The organism is Bacillus sp. FSL L8-0099, assembly GCF_038006385.1.
Lineage (GTDB): Bacteria > Bacillota > Bacilli > Bacillales > Bacillaceae_G > Bacillus_A > Bacillus_A toyonensis.
Map to the genome: position 1 here is coordinate 5029609 of NZ_JBBOVC010000001.1, position 23306 is coordinate 5052914.

Here is a 23306-nt window from a genome sequence, read left to right on the forward strand (position 1 = left end):
TTTCCTCCTTGAGCTTCAACAGATATAATCTACTTCAAACTTACAAAAGAAATAAATTATTGTAAAACAAATATTTCTAATGAATTATTTGGTAAAATTAACATTATACAATCCAAACAAACTGTAATGAGAGGGGAACATTATGAAAATCAATAATCTCTCCGATATGGTCACATTTTTTGATGAAATACTATATAAAAACCACGATAGATTTCAAAAAGAAAAATTGAATGCGACTAATCAGCTAAAATCTTATATCGTCGAAAACCATATACATAATCACGAAAAAAATATGAGTGATTTAATTGTTGAATTCTTTCATAATCTCAATAAAGATCTAAAAAAATGGGATTTTAAAATCATAAGAACTCAAGATGAACATTTATATATCAACGAATCAGCACATGGAAAAATTTTTATTGATACTTCAAATAAAAGATTTTGGAAAATACATTCTGTGGCTAAAGCTGAAATTAGTGATTATTTTCATCAAACACTATTAAAAAAAAGAAATTTAGATCAGATTTGGTTACCCATACCTTTTCTATTGGGATTAAAAAAATATGGAAGCACTTATGGAATGGGAATCTCTTTTACAGAACATCTAAAAAAAGATGAGTTAGATGATAAACTGTTTGAAAATCAAGATACTTTAAATATAAATATTAGAAGACTATACGTTGATGAAATGCTTAAACTCTTAAATAACTCATCTTTACGCTCAGTAATGGGGATAAATAAGATTAGTCTAATTGATCCTTCAAAAGAGGATGGAGAGGAATCCTATATCATCGATGACATAACATACTATGGAAAAATAACTGGTAGAGGAACTTCTTTTACAAAGCACGATTACATATTATATAACATATTAAAAAATTATGAAAAACAAATATTACATATAGAAAAACAATATTCATTTGATTTTGAAGAGTACACTAATACCATTAAGGGCTTTCCTATTGAAATAACATTTAACCGACAAGATATCGATTTACAAAAATTAGTCAAAATACTTTTTTCAGGAAAAAAACCTTTTCATCTTTGGGGAATCCCTGATTGGAAAAATGAAAACTTTTGCAAAATAACAGCTATAGACCTCCATAACGGAAATTATGCAAACTCCATTGATTTTGAAATTACAAATAAATTTTTGAGAGCGTTTCTACCACAAGGTGCATGTGGAAATTCTATTGCTAGATTATTAACTAATATTCATCAATCAATTGACGCAACATCTGTTATGGAAGGGGTTCAAGGTGATGAGTTCTTCTCGATTATATAGCGAATTAGACCTATTAAATATTATCATTTCAATGTGCTTAGAACAACGTATTCCAACACTTGATAATATCTTTTACAAAGAAGGATACAAAATTATTTCTATTGATAGATCTGTTAAGACCTCTATCGGTACAGTAAAATACGATGTATTCCTTTCAAGTAAAACAAAAGATATATCTTTTGGGTTTGAGCTAAAAGGATTAAAAGCATCTAATTTAGATGAAGAACAAATGAATAAGTATACAAGTATACCAACTGAAGAGTTTTTAAAATTAACAGATCCTGGAATAAATAATGTTACATCCCATAAATTACAAACTATTATAGGAATTAATTTAACAAATACTGCAAAAGTGAAAGTATTTTGTGAAGGACGAAACTTTTCATTTCCTATTATGGGATTTGGAACAAAACATTTAGCTGTATGCCACAAGCATCTAATAGACGAATCATTACAAAAACAGCTTAGTAATACTATAAGCATACAGGGGTATATCCCCACTTTTATACACTATGACAAAGAATCAACCATTGTTGAAATTGCTCCTAGACTACTAACAAATATTTTTGGATTTGCTAAAAGGGATAAGAAAGTTTTTAATGTAGATGAAATTATTAGTGTAACAGTTTGTTCAATACCTAATCTTCACAAGAAAATTGGAGCTGATGTAAAAAGAGCTGTGTCTAGAAAGATTACAAAACTATTAGATCAATTATCGAAAGAAGAATTAAATAATTACTTAAACTGGGATAAACCTAATTCTGTATGGAAAATCAATAAAATATCCGCTAATTCTCATACTAATACCGACCAAGCATTCTTACAATTGGGTGAAAGATTCATAGACCGACTGAAGACAAATACTCCATTCAAGGAAAAAACTGACGTTCCACCAGGTCAACTATCTATTTATGATTTTAAAGAAGAATTACAAATTGAAGAAATAAGCTAACTAATACAGTATCTAGTGTGTGTAATAACAAGAACAATTTTATTAAATTAAAGAGGAGTGTATTAATTGATTTCGTTAATTAGAGATATTATTAACAAATTAAACGGCACTAATAATCAGGAAGATCCTATTTTTTGTTCTAAAAATGATGAAAAAATAATTTTAAAGTACCTAGCTAACTTAGAAGATCCAATAAAGCCTTTTAATTATAAAAATACTGATGAAAAAGGTAAAGAGTTTCTAGAATTTATAGTTAAATACACTTGGAATACCCTAATTTCCTTCAATAAGAATGTTGAAGGAAATAAACAGAAAAAATGTTACTTTTTCTTCGTTAATGATAGAAGTATTAATGCTTTTGCAACACGTTATAATGATATTGATATTGTCGGTATAAATATTGGTGTTCCTGAAAAATTATATGATTATTTCGATCAAGTTATAGATGACACTATATTTCCTGAAATAGCAGGAAATAATGAGTTAAGAAAAGATCTTATATTTAATTTACAAGTATTTTCAATAATTTATATATTATTTCATGAATTTGGTCATATTTATAACGGGCATATTGATTATGATGAACTTAAATATTTACAAATGTTTGCTGATAACAGTTCTCTAAAATATTTACATAGCAAAACTATTGAAATGGATGCAGATGCATTTGCAATAAATAGAGCGTATGAATTTATAGAGAGTCTAATTGCTATTAGAAGCAAAGAAGATAAACCTTATAATGTTCGCGAATTTTCATACAAATCTCTAATGTTTGCTGTGTATTCTTTCTACTTATTTTTTGAAGATATAATTGATGTGAATAATTTATCCAAAAAATATTATTTTCCAAGTAAATTACGACAGATGTTTAATATAACTATTATTGAACAACTAGTAGAAAAAAATCACAATTATTTTCTAGAAAAACTATATACTATTAACGATGAGACTGCCCTACAATGTGAAGAATGTTGGGGAAAATATACCAACACACCTTTTAATCCAACTTCAATTCTTCTTTTGCAAAGTAAGAAGGTAAAAGAAGATATCCATAAAGTCCATTTACACTGGAATCAAATACGTGATGAGTTACAAGACGTTGCTAGACTTCCACTAGCACCTAAATATAATATATAGCTGTATGAAAAATTTATTGGCTTAATTAAATAAAAACCATTAAATATATTTATTATTTATTCACAGTACAATTTTATATAGCTTTATTCACTCTATAAATATCGATAAAAACAAATACAAAACTAAAACTTCAAGGAACCATATCCTTGCACAACAAAAAAGGAAGCATAAACCTGCATTTTATGCAAAGTTATGCTTCCTGTTATAAAAATAAAAAAACCACCAAATATGTATTGGTGGAGACGGTGGGAGTCGAACCCACGTCCAAAAATATCGGCACTTAAGCTTCTACGAGTGTAGTCGATATATTAGCATTTCGCAAACTCTTCGGCCTATCGACAGGCTTCCAAGTTGCTAGTCTGATTGTTCTCTTCCTTCGCCCTCAGACGGCGAACTCCGGCGTAGTCCACTTAGTTTGAGTCCCTTACCCTACCACATGGACGATGGAGGGAGGAACCTTTAGTGCAATTAAGCAGCTAAAGAAAGATTGTTTTGTTTGCCAATTATAGGCTTTGACGTTTTAACGAGGCCGATCCCCTCGACTCGCAACCTAAGCTCGAACTATCCCTGTCGAATCCGTAACGTCCCCATGATAAAAATGGAGCATACGAAGAAAATATCGTGATAGCTACTAAGAGCTGTTTTTCAATGTGCAATAACCTTACATAAGTTATTATATCATACGCGCGCCGTTTTACAAATGTAAATATCTGTATTACATCTTTTGGCGATCACGGAACACGCGTGCAATTTCACGTTTCGCTTCTTTCTCTTTTAAATCATGACGTTTATCATATTGTTTCTTACCTTTTGCTAAACCAAGTGCCATCTTTGCAAATCCATTTTTCAAATAGATTCTAAGTGGAACTAATGCGTAACCTGTTTCTTTTGCAGCTCCCGCTAGTTTATCAATTTCTTTTTTATGAAGAAGTAATTTTCTCGTGCGAAGCGGATCATGGTTGAAACGATTCCCTTGCTCGTACGTATTAATATGCATATTATGAACCCATACTTCACCATTATGTATACGTGCAAACGCATCTTTCAAGTTCACGCGACCAGCGCGAATCGACTTAATTTCCGTTCCTTGAAGGACAAGCCCTGCTTCGTATGTTTCTTCGATGAAATAATCATGAAATGCTTTTTTATTTTGTGCAATAACCTTACCTGTACCTTTTGGCATATAACGTCCCTCCTCTATTTTTACTATTGTAACAAATGTAAACAAAAAGCGAAAGTGGCTCGTTCAGAATGTGAGGTGGATGGAGCTTCTGACCTTGAGGCGCCCTTTGCCTCTGGGGAAGAAGCGAAGTCGCCAAACATTCTAGCCACTGTAGCTGGATTACACAAAAAGCGAAAGTAGCTCGCTCAGAATCTTTGGACATTGGAACTCCCGACAGAGAAGCGTTTTTTGCTTCGTTCGAGGGAGTGAAATGACCAATAAAAAGAAAAACGGCCCCGCTTTTCATCAAAGCGAAGCCACTCTTTTCTTACTTACGCTTTTTCTTTTTCTTCTTGAATCCTGGTACGTTTTCAAAGAATCCTTTTTTCTTCTTGCCATTACCATCTTTTTTCCCTGGCTGACTAGCGGACGTGGATGCTGATGCTGATCCTCTTCCTGTGCTTTTACCTTTGCCACCACGGTCAAATTTTCTACCTGTACCGCGTTCGCCGCCGCGCTCATTACTGCGCTCGCTACGTCCACCCCGTTTCTTTCTGCCTGTTCTTGGCTGTTCGATAACGACTGGACGATCTTTGAACTTACGGCGAGGTGTACCTTTCATGCCAACGATTTCAAAGTCAATTGCGCGCTCGTCTTTGTTTACGTTAATAACACGAATTGTAATTTCGTCACCGATGCGGAATACGTTACCTGTACGTTCTCCGATCATTGCGAAATGCTTCTCGTCGTAACGGTAGTAATCATCCGTTAAGTAACTAACATGTACAAGACCTTCAATTGTATTTGGAAGCTCTACGAATAAACCGAAGTTTGTTACAGAGCTAATCATACCGTCATACTCTTCACCGATCTTATCGACCATATACTCTGCTTTTTTCATTTCGTCTGTTTCACGCTCTGCTTCAACAGCACGACGTTCCATATTAGAAGAGTGCTCTGCAATCTCTGGTAAGTTTTCACGCCATTTCGCTTGTGTTTCACTGTCGACTTTACCGTTAATGACGTATTCACGAATCAATCTATGAACGATCGTATCTGGATAACGACGAATCGGCGATGTGAAATGCGTGTAGAACTCAGTTGATAAGCCGAAATGTCCTAAGCTTTCCGAATCGTAACGTGCTTGCTTCATAGAACGAAGCATAACCGTTGAAATTACTACTTCTTCAGGCTGTCCTTGAACCATTTCAAGAATTTGTTGCAATGCACGAGGATGTACTTCATTCGCACGTCCTTTTACCGCATATCCGAAGTTCGTTACAAACTCGAAGAATCGCTCTAACTTATCTTCTTTCGGATCTTCATGGACACGGTACATGAATGGTACGTTCATCCAGTGGAAGTGTTCTGCTACTGTTTCGTTCGCAACAAGCATAAATTCTTCAATTAACTTTTCTGATACAGAACGATCACGCATTACAACATCAGTCGGTTTTCCTTCTTCATCTACTAATACTTTTGCTTCTTTAAAGTCAAAGTCGATTGCACCACGGCGCATACGCTTTTCACGTAAAATTTGTGCCAATTGGCCCATCTCTTTAAACATTGGTACTAACGGTTCATAGCGCTTGATTAACTCTTCGTCCTCATCTTCTAAAATGCTTCTTACGTCAGCATATGTCATACGCTCTGTCGTTTTAATCACACTTTGGAAAATCTCGTGTTTGACAACATCACCTAAGTTGTTGATTTCCATTTCACAAGACAGTGTCAGACGGTCTACTTTCGGATTTAATGAACAAATACCGTTAGATAGACGATGTGGAATCATTGGAATTACACGATCAACAAGATATACACTCGTCGCTCTTTCCGCTGCTTCAACATCAATTGGAGAACCTTCTTCAACGTAATGACTTACATCCGCAATATGAACACCAAGCTTGTAATTACCGTTCTCAAGCTTCGTTACTGTAACAGCATCATCTAAGTCCTTCGCGTCTGCACCATCAATCGTTACAATCATTTGGTCACGTAAATCACGGCGATCTTTCAAGTCTTCTTCTGAAATCGTTTCTGGTACACTGTTTGCATGCTCCATCACTTCCTCAGGAAATGCTAAAGGTAAATGATGTTTATGGATGACCGATAAAATATCTACTCCTGGATCATTTTTATGACCTAAAATTTGAATAACTTCACCTTCCGCACTTAAACGATTCTCTGGATAGCTCGTAATTTTAACAACTACTTTATGGCCTTCTACAGCACCCATGGATGCGCTTTTCAAGATGAAAATATCACTTGTCCAACGCTTATTGTCAGGTATAACAAACCCAAAGTTTTTCGATTCTGTATATGTACCAACTAGTTCTTTCGTTCCACGTTCTAAAATGCGTACAATTGAACCTTCTTGACGTGAACCACTTGATTGTGAACTTAGGCGTGCTAATACTGTATCACCGTGAAGTGCACCGTTTAATTCTGTAGGAGGAATGAAAAGATCATCATCTCCCGTTTTCTTCTCTTCTGGCACAACGAAAGCAAAGCCACGCGCATGTCCAATTAACTTACCACGCACTAAATTCATCTTTTCAGGAAGACCATAACGATTGCTACGTGTACGAATAACAAGTCCCTTCTCTTCCATCATTACAAGTGCCTTTACAAAATCTTTAAAGCCCTCAGAACCTTCAATTCCAAATGCCTCTTCTAACTCTTGTATCGTTAACGGTTTATACGCTTCTTCTCTCATAAATAATAACAACTTATCAATATTTTCTTGTATGATTTCTTCCAAGCAAAAATACCTCCTTTAAACCCTTATATTATTTAGTGTATCCGAAAGATGGGGGATGTATAAAGCGAAAATTCAATACTCCCCTAATGATTTTTTTACAGTTTCCATAAAAATTTCCTTATGAAAAAAAGAGGCAACTAGATCTTACCAATCTAGTTGCTCCAAGAAGTTATATACATCCTCATGTAGCTCGTCACGTTGCTTATCAAGTGTAATGACATGCGTAGAGTCTTCATACCATTTAATGTCCTTTAACGTTGATTCTACACCGTTATAAATAATGTTAGCACTATCCGTATTAATCATTTCATCATGACGCGCTTGTACAACAAACGTCGGTGCATAAATCATATCAACATTATTACGTACATCAGCAATTAGCTCTTGTAATGCTTTTAATGTATTCATCGGTGTCTGTTGGAATTCCAACATTTCTTGTTCAATTTGCTCTGGTGATTTTTGCTCACGCTTTTTATATTCGCGAGCATATGCCAATATACCTTGGTACATTGTTTCTTCACTCTTAATATACATCGGTGCACACATTGGTACCACACCTAAAACAGGGATTGTATATGCTAATTTCAGAGAAAATACTCCGCCTAGTGACAAACCAACGACAGCAATTTTCTCAAAGCCTTTATCTTTTAAAAGCTGATATGCCTCCGTTACATCTTGCCACCAATCTGTAGGACCTGTATGAACAAGTTCTTCTGGTGGTACGCCGTGTCCTTTATAAATTGGCGCATGACAAGTATAGCCTTTCTTTTCTAAGAAACGCCCTAACATACGTACATCAGCTGAGTTTCCTGTGAATCCATGTAGTAATAAAACAGCGCGGTCTCCACCCTCAAATGTAAATGGTTTCGGAGATGCTAATTTCATCATGTACTTCTCCTCTTTCTCTTCTGTAATCTAGTCGTATTCTTTCTATATCTTAGTGTACCATATTTATATTTCTATAATCTAATTAGAAACTTTTTTCAAATAACAAAATAAAAAAAGAAGAACCATTAGTACAAACTACTAACGCTTCTTCTTTCAATTCTATAAGTTTAAGTACGTAACAGCAATTGTTAATACAAAGAACAATACAGCTAAAACAATTGTAATACGGTTTAATACCGCTTCAATTCCACGTGCTTTTTGCTTACCAAATAATTGCTCTGCACCGCCGGAAATTGCACCTGAAAGGCCTGAGCTATTACTAGACTGCATAAGTACCATAACAATCATTAAAATCGATACAATAATAAGTAAAACGGATAATAACGTATGCACTTGGCGTACCTCCTACAAAGATTCAGTTATTTTAACTGTAGCATAAATCCTATAGAAAAGCGAGAGCTATAGAGTCGCTCTCGCTTTTCTTCTATTACATAAACATCATTGCAAATAACGGTCCGAGCAAACATGTCAAAATTGCTGTTAATGTCATTGTTACCGATCCAATAACACCTTCATGTTCGTTATTTTTCATTGCTCTCATAACACCCATAATATGAGAAGCACATCCAAATCCGATACCTTTACCAACCGAGTTTGTAACGCGGCTCCATTTTAATAAAATTGGACCTGTAATCGTTCCAGTAATACCTGCGATAACTACGAATGCCGCTGTTAAGGATGGAACACCACCAACTTGTTCAGAAACGCTCATCGCAACCGGCATTGTCACTGATTTTGGTAATGAAGATAAAATTAAACTTTTATCTGTTCCCATAAGTGAGGCAATAGCAAAATCACTCGCAATCGCAACTGTTGTACCTACTAATACTCCGCCCGCAATCGGTACAACATATTTTTGCAGCACATGACGTTGTTTGTAAAGCGGGATTGCAAATGCTACAACACCTGGTCCAAGTAACTTCGCAATCCAGCCACCACCGCTTTCCATATAATGTTGATATGGTATATCAAGCACAATAAATAAGAAAGCCATTAATCCTGTCGCTACAAGCATTGGAATAGTAAATGGTGTTGGAAATAATTGATAGATTTTTTTAGATAATTGATATAATAGCACCGTAAAAAGAACCCAACCGATTCCGATTAACATTTGACTCATCACGACTCCCTTTCCTTTCTATTCGCAAGATATTGCCCTGTATGTCCTGCGACAATGATAATTAAAAACGTACTCGCTACAACTGTAATGAAAAGAGAAATTCCTTTACTCATAAAAAAAGCACCGTAATTCATTAAGCCAAGCGTTGGCGGAATTAATAAAAACGGCATAATAGCGACGAGTGTTTCCGCTCCTAAATCAAACCATTTCACTGGAAGTACTTTCAGGCTAAGTAAAACAAGTAAAAGAAACATCCCAATCAAGCTTCCTGGAATTGGAATATTCAACATTTCTTGCACCCAAGTTCCAACCATATAAAACACATAAAGAGCAGCAATTTGGACAAGGATCTTTGTAAATTTCATGTTCATCATCCCTCATGTTTATACGATCTTCTGTTAATATCTTTATCATAGTATAAATTGTAAAAAGCTGCAATTTATCAACTTGACAGCAAAAACAGCCTATGTTATACGCTTACAACATTGATATGACTGCATTTCCAAACAAAAATTACGTCAAAAACATTGACCTAATATAAAAAGTTTTTATTTTCTGAATTTATGATACTATTATTTCAATAAAATAATCTTTTTATCCTTAAACTTACATATATATAAAGTGAAACTTTAATCAATGAGGGTGTCCTCATCCCTATTGATTATTAGCCCTCACCAAGCAAGTTTGTACGGGATAAACAAGATAGGTGGTGAACATATGCCCAAAAAAGTTCTCATTTTTTGTGATCCTGGGATTGATGATACGATGGCTCTCCTCTTAGCATTCTTTATCGATGAAATAGAAATAGTCGGTATCGTTGCTGATTACGGCAATGTTCCAAAAAAAATGGCCGTAGAAAATGCTCATTTTCTTACAAACGAAGTAGAGGGTAGAAATATCAAAATCTTTGGTGGATCAGAACGGCCAATTACTGGTGCCCCTCCTGCTTTTTTTACAGATGTACACGGGAAACAGGGACTCGGCCCAATTATTCCAAAGGAGAATGTGACTAACGAAGAAATGGAGAATTTTTTTGAAGTTATTCCTCTTATTGAACAGTATAAAGATGAATTAATCATCGTAAGTTTAGGAAGGCTTACCTCCCTAGCAATTTTATTTATCGTATGTAAACAATTAATGGAGCAAATTAAATCTTTCTACGTAATGGGCGGTGCTTTTCTCCATCCTGGTAATGTTACCCCTATTTCCGAAGCAAACTTTTATGGCGATCCTACTGCCGCTAATATAGTCCTTCAATCCGCAGCTAACATGTACATATACCCATTAAACGTCACCCAATACTCCATCATTACACCAGAAATGGCCGAATACATCGAGGCAAAAGGAAAAGCTCCACTTGTCAAACCGTTATTCGATCACTATTACTACGGATATTATAAAGACGCCCTACCACATTTAAAGGGCAGCCCCTTCCATGACACAATGCCAATACTCGCTTTACTTGATAACGCTATGTTTACATATCACAAATCACCTATCGTTGTCATGACAGAATCTTATGCACAGGGGGCAAGTATTGGAGAATTTCGCTCTTTAGGAGAATCTAAACCATTTATTGATTGGCCGAGTCATCAAATAGCAATTGATTTTGATTATAATCGCTTCTTCAAACATTTCATGTCACTTATGACGGGCGAACAATTTTAGCATAAAAAAACAGACCGTGATTTCTCACGGTCTGTCGTTATTTTCTACAATTATCTTTTGATGTTATAGAAAGATTTGATGCCATCGTAAACAGCGATTTCGCCTAGTTCGTCTTCGATACGTAATAATTGGTTGTACTTAGCAATACGGTCAGTACGGCTCATAGAACCAGTTTTGATTTGGCCAGCGTTAGTTGCAACTGCGATGTCAGCGATTGTAGCATCTTCAGTTTCACCAGAACGGTGAGATACAACTGCTGTGTAACCAGCACGTTTAGCCATTTCGATAGCTTCGAAAGTCTCAGTTAAAGTACCGATTTGGTTAACTTTAATTAAGATTGAGTTAGAGATACCTTTTTCGATACCTTCAGCAAGTTTTTGAGTGTTAGTTACGAATAAATCGTCACCAACTAATTGTACTTTATCACCGATACGCTCAGTTAATAATTTGTGACCATCCCAGTCGTTTTCGTCTAAACCATCTTCGATAGAGATGATTGGGAAGTCTTTGCAAAGCTCTTCGTAGAAATCAACCATTTCTGCAGAAGTTAAGCCAGTACGGCCTTCGCCTGCAAGGTCATATTTACCAGTTTCTTTGTTGTAGAACTCAGAAGAAGCAACGTCCATTCCTAAGAATACGTTCTCGCCAGCTTTGTAACCAGCTTTTTCGATAGCTTCGATGATTACTTCTAGAGCTTCACGGTTAGAACCAAGGTTTGGAGCGAATCCACCTTCGTCACCTACTGCAGTATTAAGACCTTTGTCATGTAATACAGCTTTAAGTGCATGGAATACTTCAGCACCCATACGGATTGATTCTTTGAATGTTGGAGCGCCAACTGGTAAGATCATGAACTCTTGGAAGTCTACGTTGTTATCAGCGTGAGAACCACCGTTGATGATGTTCATCATTGGAGTTGGTAATTGTTTTGCATTGAATCCACCAAGGTAACGGTATAATGGAAGACCTACGAAGTCAGCTGCTGCGTGAGCTACTGCCATAGATACACCAAGGATAGCGTTAGCGCCTAGTTTACCTTTGTTTGGAGTGCCATCTAATTCGATCATAGCACGGTCGATACCAGCTTGGTCAGTTACATCGAAACCAGCGATTTCTGGAGCGATAATTTCGTTAACGTTGTTTACTGCGTTAATAACACCTTTACCAAGGTAACGAGATTTGTCACCGTCACGTAATTCTACTGCTTCGTGCTCACCAGTAGATGCACCACTTGGTACGATAGCGCGTCCGAAAGCGCCGCTTTCTGTGTAAACTTCTACTTCTACAGTTGGGTTACCACGAGAGTCAAGGACTTCGCGAGCATAAACATCAATAATTGTTGACATAATAAATTCTCTCCTTTTTATATAAGCAAATTATTTAATAATTGTTTTACCTGTCATTTCTTTCGGTTGTTCCACATTTAAAAGTGTAAGCATTGTTGGGGCGATATCTCCTAAAATACCACCTTCACGAAGCTCTACATCATTTTTTGTAACGATGAAAGGAACCGGGTTAGTTGTATGAGCTGTCATAGGCCCGCCATCAGCAGTTAACTCCTGATCAGCATTACCATGGTCAGCAGTAATAAGTGCTACACCATCTTTTGCAAGAATCGCTTCTACAACTTTTCCTAAACATTCGTCAGTTGCTTCTACTGCTTTAATTGTTGGTTCCATCATCCCAGAATGGCCAACCATATCACAGTTCGCAAAGTTAAGAATGATAACATCATGTTTATCATTTTCGATTTCATTTACTAAAGCGTCCGTTACTTCGTAAATGCTCATTTCAGGTTTCAAATCATACGTTGCAACCTTTGGTGAGTTAATTAAGATACGCTCTTCTCCTGGGAATTCAGCCTCACGACCACCGCTAAAGAAGAATGTAACGTGCGGATACTTTTCAGTTTCCGCGATGCGAAGTTGCTTTAATCCCGCTTGCGCAACAACTTCACCTAAAGTATTATCAAGGTTCATTGGCTTAAATGCCACGTAACCATCTACAGTTTCACTGAAGTGTGTCATACAAACGAATTCAGGAATGTGAGGTACTTTTTCACCACGATCGAACTCACGGAAGTCTTCGTTTGTAAATACACGAGCAATTTGAATTGCACGGTCTGGACGGAAGTTATAGAAAATAACTGCATCATCATCATTGATTGTTGCAACTGGCGTGTTATCTTCGTTAACAATTACAGACGGCAATACGAATTCATCATAGATACCGTTCGCATAAGAGTCTTCTACACACTCTTCTGCTGATTTATAAGTAGGGCCTTCACCATTCACCATAGCACTGTAACATTTTTCTACGCGATCCCAACGCTTGTCACGGTCCATGGAGTAATAACGACCAGAGATAGTCGCGAATTGTCCTACACCTGTTTCTTTAATTACTTCATTTGTTGCATCGATATAACCTTTTGCTGTTTGTGGTCCAACATCGCGGCCATCTAAGAACGCATGGATATAAACTTTCTCCACGCCTTCTTTTGCTGCTAAGCGAAGAAGAGCAAACATATGGTTCATGTGACTGTGCACACCACCATCAGAAAGTAAACCGAATAAATGAAGAGCAGTACCTTTTTCTTTCACGCTTTTAATTGCATTTTGGAATGTTTCGTTCTGATCGAACTCACCTTCACGAATTGCAACGTTTACGCGTGTTAAGCTTTGGTATACGATGCGGCCAGCACCGATATTTAAGTGACCAACCTCAGAGTTACCCATTTGACCTTCTGGAAGACCTACTTCCTCACCACAAGCTGTAAGCGTTGTATGAGGGAATTTGTTCCAGTAACCATCAAAATTAGGTTTCTTAGCTTGTGCTACAGCATTCCCATGAGTTTCTTCACGAAGTCCGAAACCGTCAAGAATGATTAAAGCTGTTGGCTTTCTCATTTTACCGCCCCCAGAAGACCTAAGAACGAAGCAGGCTCTAAGCTAGCACCGCCAACTAAAGCGCCGTCGATGTCAGATTGTGCCATATACTCTTTAATGTTTTCTGGTTTTACGCTACCGCCGTATTGAATACGAACAGCTTCTGCAGCTTCTGGAGAAACAGCTTCTGCAACAACTTTACGGATGTGCGCACATACTTCGTTTGCATCTGCAGAAGAAGATGATTTACCTGTACCGATAGCCCAGATTGGCTCATAAGCGATAACAGTTGCTTTAACTTGCTCTTCTGTTAAACCTGCAAGTGCTTTTGTCACTTGACCTGCTACTAGATCAAATGTTTTTCCGCTTTCGCGCTCTTCTAAAGTCTCACCACAACATACGATTGGTGTTAAACCATGTTCAAATGCTGCAAGAGTCTTTTTGTTTACTGATTCGTCTGTTTCAGCAAACATTTCACGACGCTCAGAGTGGCCAAGTACTACGTAGCCTACTTTTAAGTCGCTAAGTGCTACTGGGCTAATTTCGCCAGTGAATGCACCATTTTTTTCGAAGTGCATGTTTTGTGCACCTACTTGTAAGTCAGTTCCTTCAGTTGCTGCTACTAAGCGCTCTAAGAATAGAGCTGGAGAGCAAACTACTGCATCAACAGCTGAAGCTGCTGGGATTTGACCTTTAACTTCCTCTACGAAGCTAACTGCTTCAGATAGAGTTTTATTCATTTTCCAGTTACCTGCGATAATTGGTTTACGCATGCTTTGCACCGTCCTTTTTCTTTGGCTGCTACTTATTTGTCGTTAAGACAAACTACACCTGGAAGCTCTTTACCTTCCATGAATTCTAATGACGCACCGCCGCCAGTAGAAATGTGGCTCATTTTATCAGCCATACCGAATTTTTCAACAGCTGCTGCAGAGTCACCACCGCCGATAACAGAGTATGTATCTTCTGCATCTGCTAATGCTTGTCCTACTGCTTTTGTACCTTCTGCGAATGGAGTCATTTCGAATACACCCATTGGTCCATTCCATACAACAAGCTTAGAGTTTTTAATTACATCTGCATAAATTTCACGTGTTTTAGGACCGATGTCCACGCCTTCCCATGTAGAAGGAATAGAGTCGATACCAACGATTTGAGTTGTTGCAGTTTCAGAGAATTCCTCTGTGATTACAACATCAACTGGCATGTAGAAGTTTACGCCTTTTTCTTTTGCAAGTTGCATAAATTCTTTAGCTAGTTCAATCTTGTCGTCTTCACATAGAGATAGACCAATTTCATGACCTAAAGCTTTAACGAATGTGTAAGCAAGTCCGCCACCGATGATTAAGTTATCTACTTTGTCTAATAGATGACGAATTACACCGATTTTATCTTTTACTTTCGCACCACCAATGATAGCTGTGAATGGACGTTCTGGGTTAGAAAGTGCTTTACCAAGTACATCTAACTCTTTTTCCATTAATAAACCAGATACTGCTGGTAGGTAGTCTGCGATTCCTGCTGTAGAAGCGTGAGCACGGTGAGCTGCACCGAATGCATCGTTTACGAAGATGTCAGCAAGAGCTGCAAATTCTTTCGCAAGTTCTGCATCGTTCTTTTCTTCGCCCGCATAGAAACGTACGTTTTCAAGAACTAATACGTCGCCTTCGTTCATTGCTGCAACCATTTCTTGTGCAACTGGTCCGAATGCTTCGTCTGCTTTTTTAACATCTTTACCAAGAAGCTCGCCTAAACGTGCTGCTACTGGAGTAAGACGTAATTCTTCTACTGCTTGACCTTTTGGACGGCCTAAGTGGCTTGCTAAAATAACTTTCGCACCTTGCTCTACTAAATATTGAATTGTAGGAAGAGCTGCACGGATACGAGTTTCATCTGTAATTTTGCCTTCTTTCATAGGTACGTTGAAATCAACGCGGCAAAATACACGCTTACCTTTTAAATCTACGTCACGAATTGATTTTTTGTTCATTGGATTTCCCTCCGACTACTAGTTAGGATTGACAAAACCCATTCAAAAGCTTAACACATTTGCTTCTAAAACGAAAGAAGAGAGAGAGGGAACAAACCCTCTCCCTCGTTTTGTCATTGATTGCTTATATACTTAAGAATTAAAGACCTTTAGAAGTCATGTATGCAGCTAGGTCTACTACGCGGTTAGAGTAACCAGTTTCGTTATCGTACCAAGAAAGTACTTTAACCATGTTACCTTCCATTACCATTGTAGATAATGCATCGATTGTAGAAGAAGCTGTACATCCGTTATAGTCGATAGAGACTAATGGCTCTTCGCTGTATCCAAGGATACCTTTTAATTCGCCTTCAGCTGCTGCTTTGAATGCTGCGTTTACATCTTCAACTGTTACTTCTTTGTCAAGTTCAACAACTAAGTCAACAAGAGAAACGTTAGCAGTTGGAACACGTACAGCGCCACCGTTTAATTTACCTTTAAGTTCTGGTAATACTAATGCTACAGCTTTAGCAGCACCAGTAGATGTTGGGATCATGTTTTCAGCTGCTGCACGAGCACGACGTAAATCTTTGTGTGGTAAGTCTAAGATTTGTTGGTCGTTAGTGTAAGAGTGAATTGTTGTCATCATTCCGCGTTTTACGCCGAATTTTTCGTTTAATACTTTAGCGAATGGAGCTAGACAGTTTGTAGTACAAGAAGCGTTAGATACTACATTGTGGTTAGCTGCATCGTATTGTTCGTGGTTAACACCCATAACTACAGTGATATCTTCGTCAGAAGCTGGAGCTGAGATGATAACTTTCTTAACTGATCCACCTAAGTGTTTCTCAGCGTCTGATTTTTTAGTGAAACGGCCAGTAGATTCTACTACTACTTCTACTCCGTAGTCGCTCCATGGTAATTGAGCTGGGTCACGCTCAGCGATAACTTTAATTTCTTTACCGTTAACAACGATGCTGTTTTCGTTAGCAGATACTTCTGCATTTAAAGTTCCGTGAACTGTGTCATATTTTAAAAGGTGAGCTAATGTTTTAGCATCTGTTAAGTCGTTGATTGCTACTACTTCTACCTCAGAGTTGTTAAGAGCTGCGCGGAATACGTTACGTCCGATACGTCCAAATCCATTAATACCAATTTTAGTCATTTGAATTTCCTCCTTGGGGGATTATATTAAAGGGTAATACCCTTTGTTAATTGTTTTGCTGCACCTTCATCTGTAATTAGAATTGAAGTGTGCCCTTGCTTTATTACAGCCTGTATTGCCTTTGCCTTTGAAGAACCTCCAGCGACTGCAACAACGTGAGATACATTTTGTAAATCTTCAAGTTGCATACCAACTGTTCTTACTTTATGAACAACATTTCCTTGTTCATTAAAGTAGTAACCGAAAGCTTCGCCAACTGCTTCGTTTGCTTGAATCTTTAACCAATCTGCTTCCGAAGTACTTCTGCGACGTGCCATTGTTAACGCATCACCGATTCCATGAATGACGATATTGGAAGATCGAATCAACTCAAGAACTTCTTTCACGGAGGGCTCTGTCACAATAGACGCATATGCTTCGCTACTAACATGGTCTGGAACATACAATAAGCGATAATTACTCATCGTATTTTGCGCCATCTTGGCACAAATGGTATTGGCTTCTAATTCAACACCTTCTCCAATTCCACCACGTGCTGGGACAAATAGCATATGTAAATCTTTGCAATCAAGTTGCATCATGTCCGCAGCAGCAGCTAGCGTAGTTCCTCCAGCCACAGCAACGATATTATTCGCTGTCAGACGGTCTTTTATACAAGTCACACAAGCACGGCCCATCTCCAGTTTGACCCACGGCGATTCATCACTATCACCAGGGACAACGAAAACTTCATCCAAGTCTAATGTTTCCTTAAGTTGCTTTTCTAAAACCTTTAACCCGGAAATTTCTTTCATAAAGTCTTCCAAAGCAAGAACTAAAGCTGTTCCTTCTTCTGTCAAAGTCATTCCAGAAGAAGCGATGTGAACTAAGTTTTGTTCTTTCAAAACTTGAACTTCACTTCGCAATACTCGTTCTGTCATACCGAGACTTGCTGATAAGTTTCTTCTTCCAATCGGCTGCATGAGCCTAATGTATTGAAGAATTTGCATTCTCGTTTGCATAACAGGTAGCAGATCAGGTAATAATTTTTTTGTGTTCTGAATCCATGAGCGCATATCTTTTCTCCTCACTACATTGGTTCATTTTTCCCGCATGGTCACTTTACGTCCCGTAGTGACATTTTGTGTCCCACATAGGTTAAAAAAATAATCCCTGCTACGTGTATTATTGTAACAGGAGATAGAAACTTATTCAACTCTTAACTGCATTCTTTATATAGTTTATTATGACACCTTTGTGAATGTTACCATATTCTACTTGTTTTCCGCCTATTTCTACAACCGGAATCATTAAATGATATTTTTCTAAAAGGTCATTATCTTCATATATATCTATTTCCTCGATTTGAAAAGAATATTCACATTGTACTTCTTGTAAAACTTGTTTCGCCTGCACGCAAAGACCACAATCTACTTTTGTATATAGTACAACTTTCATCTTCTTCACCTATCCGATCGTTTTTCGTAATGATGAAGCTGGGATATGCATTTGTTCTCTATACTTCGCCACTGTTCTTCGAGAAATAACAATTTCATGCTCTTCTTCTAATAATTTTGAAATCTTTTGATCTGAGAGTGGCTTTTTCTTGTTCTCTGCTTCCACAAGCGTTTGAATAAACTGTTTCACTCGCTTCGTTGAAACTGCCTCATCCTCTGTCGTCGAAACTGCATTACTAAAGAACGATTTCATCTCAAATAAACCGTGTGGTGTTTGCACATACTTATTTCTTGTTGCACGACTAATCGTAGACTCATGCACACTTAGCTCTTCCGCCACCTCTTTTAAAGCGAGTGGCTTCAAATACGCTGGACCTTCCCAAAAGAAATCACGTTGTTTTTCCATAATAATCGTCATCACTTGCAGAAGTGTTTGTTTTCTCTGTTTCAAACTGCGCATAATCCATTGCACATGCTGATACTTTTCTGAAACGTAAGATGCTACTTCACTTTCACTATTATTAAGAAGTGCACTGTACTCAGAGTGAATTTCAATTCTCGGCATATTTCTCTCATTCATCTGTAAAACGAGGCGATCGCCTTCTTTTTTCACTGCCATGTCAGGCACAATATACAGTGGTTTATCCGAAGAATACGCAAGGCCTGGTTTCGGCTGCAATGATGTAATACAGTTCACCGCCGATTGTAATTCTTCATTACTACACTTCAGCACATGAACGAGCTTTCGCCAATCCTTCTTCACGAAATAAGCAAAGTGCTCCTCTACAATATCTTCCGCTAATCCATCCCTTCTTTGTAAGCGCTTCAATTGTAAAATTAGACATTCCTGAATATTACGTGCTCCTACCCCTGCCGGCTCAAGTGATTGGACAATCTCTACAGAGCGATCGACTACATGAAGCGGTGCAGAAAGGAGATCTGCTAACTCTTCATTCGTTTCTTGTAAATACCCATTTCCATCCATGTTCATAATAATGAAAGAAGCTACTTTTCGCTCTTCTTCTTCTATTTTATAATACTGTATTTGATTTAATAAATGTTGCTGAATCGTCATGGAATCCACACTGTAGATTTCCATCTGATTATCGACTTGTTTGCTGGTACTTTTACTTTTGTTAGAGCTCTTCTTCTTCTCCCTCTCAAAACCACCTAACTCAATAAGGGGATTCTCTAACGATTGCTCATACAAAAACTCCGATAATTCTTGTACATTATACTGAAGCATTGTAATCGCTTGCCTTAACTCTTGTGTCATTGCCAAACGTAAGCTTTGTTCTTGTAAAAGACTTGCCTTCAAACTAATCTCCCCCTTGTTTCTATTGTACAATAAGTTTGGTAAAAGGAGAATCCTATCGCAGACACCCATTCCAAAATATTATTAATTTATATGTATTAATGAGATTTACAACTTACAACCGAAATTTGAATAATATTGAAAGAAAATAATAGTGCACAAAAATTAGAACCACATACTAATAGTAAATCTTATCACTAGATATAACAATAGGGAAATAAAAAAGAAGATAGAATACAACTCTATCTTCTCGTGTATAAAACAATAAAATTTCATAGAAAACAACAAATCTTTAACTATAAATATTGAAAGAACTAAATTTATAACGTAAAATTTTCCACTATATACAACAATTAGAACGGGAGATGAATCATGCAAAAAATACTTCGAAGTATACCTTCATTAGGAGTTAACCTGGCATCATGTATCATTCTGCTAATCATGTGTTGGAGTATCTTTCAACAACAAGATTTGGCATTTAGTCCTTTTATCATCTTTGGGATATGTGCTTTCATCATTTTCATATATGCCCTCGTTTTCTTAACAAGAAATATAAGCACAAAAAAATACGTCTATACGATAAGCATCGTTTATCTACTGATATCTATCATAATTATTAAATTAGTCCCTTCGTCTCCAATTTCTGATTTTCAGTACATGTTGGATGGAGCTAAAGAATTAGCCGCTGGCAACATGAAAGCCATTAAGGATAATCAGTACTTCTTTTGGAATACTACTCAGTTGGGCTTTATAATTTACGAGGCACTTGTTCTTACATTAACCTCACATAGTTACTTTGCCTTACAGTTCTTGAATATTGTGTATACATTGCTAACAGGTTTAGCTATTTTTTACATAGCTAAACACCGATTAAACAATGAAACCTTTGGGCGATTTGGTTTCATTTTATACGTAACATCTATTAACTTATTTTTACTAGTCCCTGTGCTCACAAATCAGCATCTTTCTATGATGTTGTTTTCTTGGGGAACGTATCACCTATTAGCACGCGATGGAAATAAAAATTACATAAATATGTTTTTTGGTGGTCTGCTATTCGCTTTAGGAAATATTATTTATCCTATTGGAATCCTATTTTTAATAGCTGCCGGGCTTTTCCTTTTATTCTTTCACAGCAATATTTTAAAAAGGAATTTCATTTCTTCTATAACATTTATTTCTACATACTTAGTTATCTTATATACTTTAGCCTACATTCCTGTAATGCTTAATATTTCACATAACCCAATAACCAATGCGGATTCTGGCTGGAAATTTGTTATAGGCTTGAATAAAGAATCTAACGGCCAATATTCCTTAGAGGACTTCGCTAAATTAAGACAAAGTATTGTCGATTTTGATATAGAGGAACATAATCGAATTCAAAAACAATTAATTAAAGAAAGAACCGAAAATTTAACCGACCTTATCCCTCTTATGAACAAAAAAAATATTATTATGTGGGGTAGTCCAACAGATTCTTATGCATATATCCCTATAAATGATATCGCCAGAAATACTATCAACGATGTTTCATTTATAAAACTAGACTTTATACACTATGTATTGATTATGTTGCTGAGCATGGGTTCTGTCTTTATTTTTCTTTTCAGTTCTCCATTTAAAAATTTAAACATGAAGTATTTTCAAATTCTGATTATCGGTGCTTTTCTCATTTACTTAGTGACTGAAGTTCAAATTCGTTATCGCTATTTCTTCTTCCCGATCTTCATTATACTTGCAGCCTTTACTTTGCAATATATAATGAATTTATCATTATTTAAAATGAATAAAGCGCAAGCTGGTTCAACGGCATCCACTAATTCATAACCCTTACCAATCTGGTATTTACAGGACAAACAATACAATTATGAATAAAAAAATCCCTAACTTACAACGATGTAAGTTAGGGATTTTTAACGCGCCCAGAGGGATTCGAACCCCCGGCAGACGTGGTACCGGAAACCACCGCTCTATCCGACTGAGCTATGGGCGCATGATTATAAAATATACTTCATTTTCTCTTCATAATAATAGCAATAAAAACCATTTAAATCAATAAAAACTCTTTGATAACACATTGTACGTACGCTTTTTCCTGCATAAAAACGCCCCCTAATTTCTACATTTAGGAGGCAATTCTTAACCATCTTATTTATCTAGTTTCTTTTTAATCCCTTTTGGAATTTAATTTGGCTGTACTTCTTAGTATGTTTCAATATATTCACCTTTTGTTTTAACCTTTACATATGCCCCTTCTCTAAGTCCACGCGGCGCATAAAACTTAACATCTCTTTCTTCACCCGAAGCGGATTAACCAGTAAATTTATAGTCTCCAGCTACCTCTCCAACTGTGGATAATCGGCCGGATTCTTTCGCTTTTACATATACAAAGTCTTCTTTCACAAGCGGATTATATCTATCAATCACCTCATTATGAGAAAAGCTTGCCACACCAATAACTAATATAAAAAATCCCAATTAAACCCATTTTCCTCTCCTTAACATATCCTTTTAACTTGCTTTACATTCTTTATTCTATGAGAAAAAGTTTTTCCACTATCGCTTACCCTTACGTATTCATTACAAAATTGTAATCTACACGTGTAATACACCTAAATTTTCCAAACATAAATTCACCTCAACTCACAAATTATAAACTTTGAATTGATATTCCAAAGGGGGCTTCATTCAATGACTGTAATTACAAAACTAAAGCAAACTGTTTCTGGATTAAAAAGTGCACAAGCTAGCTTAGAGGGATTCGCTCTTGATACGGATAACCAACAAGCAAAGCAACTTTTCCAAACAGCTGCAGAGCAAACGCAAACTATTATTGATTCTTTAAACCCACGCGTTGAAGAAGTCCAACAAGAAGAACCACAATATTCACAGCAATAACCGAAAGTACCATTTCATCTAATGGTACACAATGTGAGAAAAAGGGTGATATGCAATCATCCTTTTTCTCACATTACATAATGCAGATAGAAATGGAATGATTATAATGCGAAAACTCGGAATCATAACCGCGTTATTTATGCTGCTATTCGGTTCACTTACCGGATGTGATAATAGCCCGTTAGATAAAAAGGTAAAGAAAGAAGAATCGAAGCGAACAGATGAGAAAAAAGGTCCTAAATTAACAAAAATGAGTACAGAATCCTTTAATCAATCTATATCGCAAGACGCTAAGAAAAGAGCTCTTGCTATGGAGGGAATTATAGAAGCTACCGCAGTTAATACAAATTTAGATCTTTACATAGCCATCAAACCTGAACATCACGAAAGATTTGGTTTAAAACCTTTACGAAGTAAATTAAAAAAGAAACTAAGTGATGAAAATCCTACTTTTGATATTCATGTAAGTACAGACAAAAAGATCTTTATGCTCATAGAAGAACTTGAAAACAAAATTAAGAAAAAGAAAGTAAGTAACGACGGCATCAAAAAACAATTGAAGCTCATTCAATCAGAAATGGGATCTAATATTTAAGCTTTCT

Annotated in this window: 21 protein-coding genes, 1 tRNA gene, 1 other RNA gene and 2 pseudogenes; 7 read left to right on the forward strand and 18 right to left on the reverse strand. The window is 36.6% G+C overall.

The annotated features are described in order from the left end of the window. Positions 1-142: 142 nt before the first annotated feature. From MHH42_RS25805 to MHH42_RS25815, 3 genes are all read left to right on the forward strand, one after another. Entirely contained in the window at positions 143-1285 is a 1143-nt protein-coding gene (locus MHH42_RS25805; RefSeq protein ID WP_046946645.1) for a hypothetical protein, read from the forward strand. Next, the gene (locus MHH42_RS25810) at positions 1263-2237 is read left to right on the forward strand and encodes a hypothetical protein (protein ID WP_046946644.1); all 975 of its coding nucleotides are present in this window, start codon (positions 1263-1265) and stop codon (positions 2235-2237) included. The genes MHH42_RS25805 and MHH42_RS25810 overlap by 23 nt, the downstream gene beginning before the upstream one ends. 66 nt (positions 2238-2303) lie before the next feature. Continuing rightward, positions 2304-3374 carry a hypothetical protein gene (locus MHH42_RS25815; protein ID WP_046946643.1) on the forward strand — a complete coding sequence of 357 codons (1071 nt, stop codon included), beginning with the start codon at positions 2304-2306 and terminating at the stop codon, positions 3372-3374. A 234-nt stretch (positions 3375-3608) separates the two neighbouring features. Here the strand turns inward: MHH42_RS25815 and ssrA are convergent. The 7 genes from ssrA to MHH42_RS25850 all read right to left on the reverse strand — a co-directional run bounded on the left by ssrA (position 3609) and on the right by MHH42_RS25850 (position 9730). Then, positions 3609-3963: a transfer-messenger RNA gene (gene ssrA, locus MHH42_RS25820) on the reverse strand. Positions 3964-4089: 126 nt separating this feature from the next. Further along, on the reverse strand, positions 4090-4557 hold the full coding sequence (smpB, locus tag MHH42_RS25825) for an SsrA-binding protein (RefSeq protein ID WP_001123917.1): 468 nt from the start codon (positions 4555-4557) through the stop codon (positions 4090-4092). 307 nt (positions 4558-4864) lie between these two features. Then, positions 4865-7297 (reverse strand): ribonuclease R, encoded by a 2433-nt coding sequence (gene rnr, locus MHH42_RS25830; protein ID WP_000391115.1) that lies wholly within the window; start codon positions 7295-7297, stop codon positions 4865-4867. A gap of 144 nt (positions 7298-7441) precedes the next feature. Then, the gene (estA, locus tag MHH42_RS25835; RefSeq protein ID WP_000761983.1) at positions 7442-8182 is read right to left on the reverse strand and encodes a carboxylesterase; all 741 of its coding nucleotides are present in this window, start codon (positions 8180-8182) and stop codon (positions 7442-7444) included. Between the two features lie 162 nt (positions 8183-8344). Continuing rightward, positions 8345-8578: a preprotein translocase subunit SecG gene (gene secG, locus MHH42_RS25840; RefSeq protein WP_000557263.1), complete on the reverse strand. Its 234-nt coding sequence runs from the start codon at positions 8576-8578 to the stop codon at positions 8345-8347. Between the two features lie 94 nt (positions 8579-8672). Continuing rightward, entirely contained in the window at positions 8673-9365 is a 693-nt protein-coding gene (locus tag MHH42_RS25845) for an LrgB family protein (RefSeq protein ID WP_016107230.1), read from the reverse strand. Then, a complete protein-coding gene (locus MHH42_RS25850; protein WP_000673221.1) occupies positions 9365-9730 on the reverse strand; it encodes a CidA/LrgA family holin-like protein in 366 nt (121 codons plus the stop codon). Before MHH42_RS25850 ends, MHH42_RS25845 begins: the two co-directional genes overlap by 1 nt. 352 nt (positions 9731-10082) lie before the next feature. Between MHH42_RS25850 and MHH42_RS25855 the strand changes: the two genes are divergently transcribed. Further along, on the forward strand, positions 10083-11033 hold the full coding sequence (locus MHH42_RS25855) for a nucleoside hydrolase (RefSeq protein WP_016107231.1): 951 nt from the start codon (positions 10083-10085) through the stop codon (positions 11031-11033). A 50-nt stretch (positions 11034-11083) separates the two neighbouring features. Here the strand turns inward: MHH42_RS25855 and eno are convergent, their stop codons facing one another. The 8 genes from eno to rpoN all read right to left on the reverse strand — a co-directional run bounded on the left by eno (position 11084) and on the right by rpoN (position 19806). Continuing rightward, positions 11084-12379: a phosphopyruvate hydratase gene (gene eno, locus MHH42_RS25860; RefSeq protein ID WP_000103945.1), complete on the reverse strand. Its 1296-nt coding sequence runs from the start codon at positions 12377-12379 to the stop codon at positions 11084-11086. A 30-nt stretch (positions 12380-12409) separates the two neighbouring features. Then, positions 12410-13939, reverse strand: coding sequence for a 2,3-bisphosphoglycerate-independent phosphoglycerate mutase (gene gpmI / locus MHH42_RS25865; RefSeq protein WP_001231145.1), 1530 nt, complete (start codon positions 13937-13939; stop codon positions 12410-12412). Next, positions 13936-14691 carry a triose-phosphate isomerase gene (tpiA, locus tag MHH42_RS25870; RefSeq protein WP_001231042.1) on the reverse strand — a complete coding sequence of 252 codons (756 nt, stop codon included), beginning with the start codon at positions 14689-14691 and terminating at the stop codon, positions 13936-13938. Before tpiA ends, gpmI begins: the two co-directional genes overlap by 4 nt. 32 nt (positions 14692-14723) lie before the next feature. Continuing rightward, complete coding sequence (locus tag MHH42_RS25875) at positions 14724-15908, reverse strand: phosphoglycerate kinase (protein ID WP_001036333.1); 1185 nt, start codon at positions 15906-15908, stop codon at positions 14724-14726. A 139-nt stretch (positions 15909-16047) separates the two neighbouring features. After that, positions 16048-17052, reverse strand: a complete 1005-nt coding sequence (gene gap, locus MHH42_RS25880; protein WP_000161234.1) for a type I glyceraldehyde-3-phosphate dehydrogenase — start codon at positions 17050-17052, stop codon at positions 16048-16050. A 26-nt stretch (positions 17053-17078) separates the two neighbouring features. Continuing rightward, entirely contained in the window at positions 17079-18107 is a 1029-nt protein-coding gene (gene cggR / locus MHH42_RS25885) for a gapA transcriptional regulator CggR (RefSeq protein WP_098087363.1), read from the reverse strand. Positions 18108-18243: 136 nt separating this feature from the next. Further along, the gene (locus MHH42_RS25890; RefSeq protein WP_000869744.1) at positions 18244-18489 is read right to left on the reverse strand and encodes a glutaredoxin family protein; all 246 of its coding nucleotides are present in this window, start codon (positions 18487-18489) and stop codon (positions 18244-18246) included. Positions 18490-18498: 9 nt separating this feature from the next. Beyond that, positions 18499-19806, reverse strand: a complete 1308-nt coding sequence (rpoN, locus tag MHH42_RS25895; RefSeq protein WP_000647943.1) for an RNA polymerase factor sigma-54 — start codon at positions 19804-19806, stop codon at positions 18499-18501. Positions 19807-20175: 369 nt separating this feature from the next. Between rpoN and MHH42_RS25900 the strand changes: the two genes are divergently transcribed. Next, positions 20176-21633: a glycosyltransferase family 39 protein gene (locus tag MHH42_RS25900; RefSeq protein ID WP_340894542.1), complete on the forward strand. Its 1458-nt coding sequence runs from the start codon at positions 20176-20178 to the stop codon at positions 21631-21633. Between the two features lie 90 nt (positions 21634-21723). Here the strand turns inward: MHH42_RS25900 and MHH42_RS25905 are convergent. The 3 genes and pseudogenes from MHH42_RS25905 to MHH42_RS25915 form a co-directional block, all read right to left on the reverse strand. Continuing rightward, positions 21724-21799: transfer RNA gene (locus tag MHH42_RS25905), tRNA-Arg, on the reverse strand. A 209-nt stretch (positions 21800-22008) separates the two neighbouring features. Further along, positions 22009-22065: pseudogene (locus tag MHH42_RS32470) on the reverse strand (YxeA family protein); the annotation flags it as partial. A gap of 51 nt (positions 22066-22116) precedes the next feature. Beyond that, positions 22117-22294: pseudogene (locus MHH42_RS25915) on the reverse strand (ABC transporter ATP-binding protein). Between the two features lie 203 nt (positions 22295-22497). Between MHH42_RS25915 and MHH42_RS25920 the strand changes: the two are divergent. Together MHH42_RS25920 and MHH42_RS25925 are read left to right on the forward strand one after the other, a co-directional pair. Further along, on the forward strand, positions 22498-22704 hold the full coding sequence (locus MHH42_RS25920; protein ID WP_000216160.1) for a DUF1657 domain-containing protein: 207 nt from the start codon (positions 22498-22500) through the stop codon (positions 22702-22704). A 106-nt stretch (positions 22705-22810) separates the two neighbouring features. Then, a complete protein-coding gene (locus MHH42_RS25925; RefSeq protein ID WP_340894545.1) occupies positions 22811-23299 on the forward strand; it encodes a YhcN/YlaJ family sporulation lipoprotein in 489 nt (162 codons plus the stop codon). The last annotated feature ends 7 nt before the right edge of the window (positions 23300-23306 follow it).

What these genes read in the sequence shown, in the direction of transcription:
- MHH42_RS25890 (WP_000869744.1), bottom strand. Translation starts at nt 18,489, where the DNA reads ATGAAAGTTGTACTATATACAAAAGTAGATTGTGGTCTTTGCGTGCAG.
- estA (WP_000761983.1), bottom strand. Translation starts at nt 8,182, where the DNA reads ATGAAATTAGCATCTCCGAAACCATTTACATTTGAGGGTGGAGACCGC.
- cggR (WP_098087363.1), bottom strand. Translation starts at nt 18,107, where the DNA reads ATGCGCTCATGGATTCAGAACACAAAAAAATTATTACCTGATCTGCTA.
- MHH42_RS25805 (WP_046946645.1), top strand. Translation starts at nt 143, where the DNA reads ATGAAAATCAATAATCTCTCCGATATGGTCACATTTTTTGATGAAATA.
- gpmI (WP_001231145.1), bottom strand. Translation starts at nt 13,939, where the DNA reads ATGAGAAAGCCAACAGCTTTAATCATTCTTGACGGTTTCGGACTTCGT.
- smpB (WP_001123917.1), bottom strand. Translation starts at nt 4,557, where the DNA reads ATGCCAAAAGGTACAGGTAAGGTTATTGCACAAAATAAAAAAGCATTT.
- eno (WP_000103945.1), bottom strand. Translation starts at nt 12,379, where the DNA reads ATGTCAACAATTATTGATGTTTATGCTCGCGAAGTCCTTGACTCTCGT.
- MHH42_RS25855 (WP_016107231.1), top strand. Translation starts at nt 10,083, where the DNA reads ATGCCCAAAAAAGTTCTCATTTTTTGTGATCCTGGGATTGATGATACG.
- MHH42_RS25810 (WP_046946644.1), top strand. Translation starts at nt 1,263, where the DNA reads ATGAGTTCTTCTCGATTATATAGCGAATTAGACCTATTAAATATTATC.
- MHH42_RS25845 (WP_016107230.1), bottom strand. Translation starts at nt 9,365, where the DNA reads ATGAGTCAAATGTTAATCGGAATCGGTTGGGTTCTTTTTACGGTGCTA.
- tpiA (WP_001231042.1), bottom strand. Translation starts at nt 14,691, where the DNA reads ATGCGTAAACCAATTATCGCAGGTAACTGGAAAATGAATAAAACTCTA.
- MHH42_RS25875 (WP_001036333.1), bottom strand. Translation starts at nt 15,908, where the DNA reads ATGAACAAAAAATCAATTCGTGACGTAGATTTAAAAGGTAAGCGTGTA.
- MHH42_RS25920 (WP_000216160.1), top strand. Translation starts at nt 22,498, where the DNA reads ATGACTGTAATTACAAAACTAAAGCAAACTGTTTCTGGATTAAAAAGT.
- MHH42_RS25925 (WP_340894545.1), top strand. Translation starts at nt 22,811, where the DNA reads ATGCGAAAACTCGGAATCATAACCGCGTTATTTATGCTGCTATTCGGT.
- gap (WP_000161234.1), bottom strand. Translation starts at nt 17,052, where the DNA reads ATGACTAAAATTGGTATTAATGGATTTGGACGTATCGGACGTAACGTA.
- MHH42_RS25850 (WP_000673221.1), bottom strand. Translation starts at nt 9,730, where the DNA reads ATGAAATTTACAAAGATCCTTGTCCAAATTGCTGCTCTTTATGTGTTT.
- MHH42_RS25900 (WP_340894542.1), top strand. Translation starts at nt 20,176, where the DNA reads ATGCAAAAAATACTTCGAAGTATACCTTCATTAGGAGTTAACCTGGCA.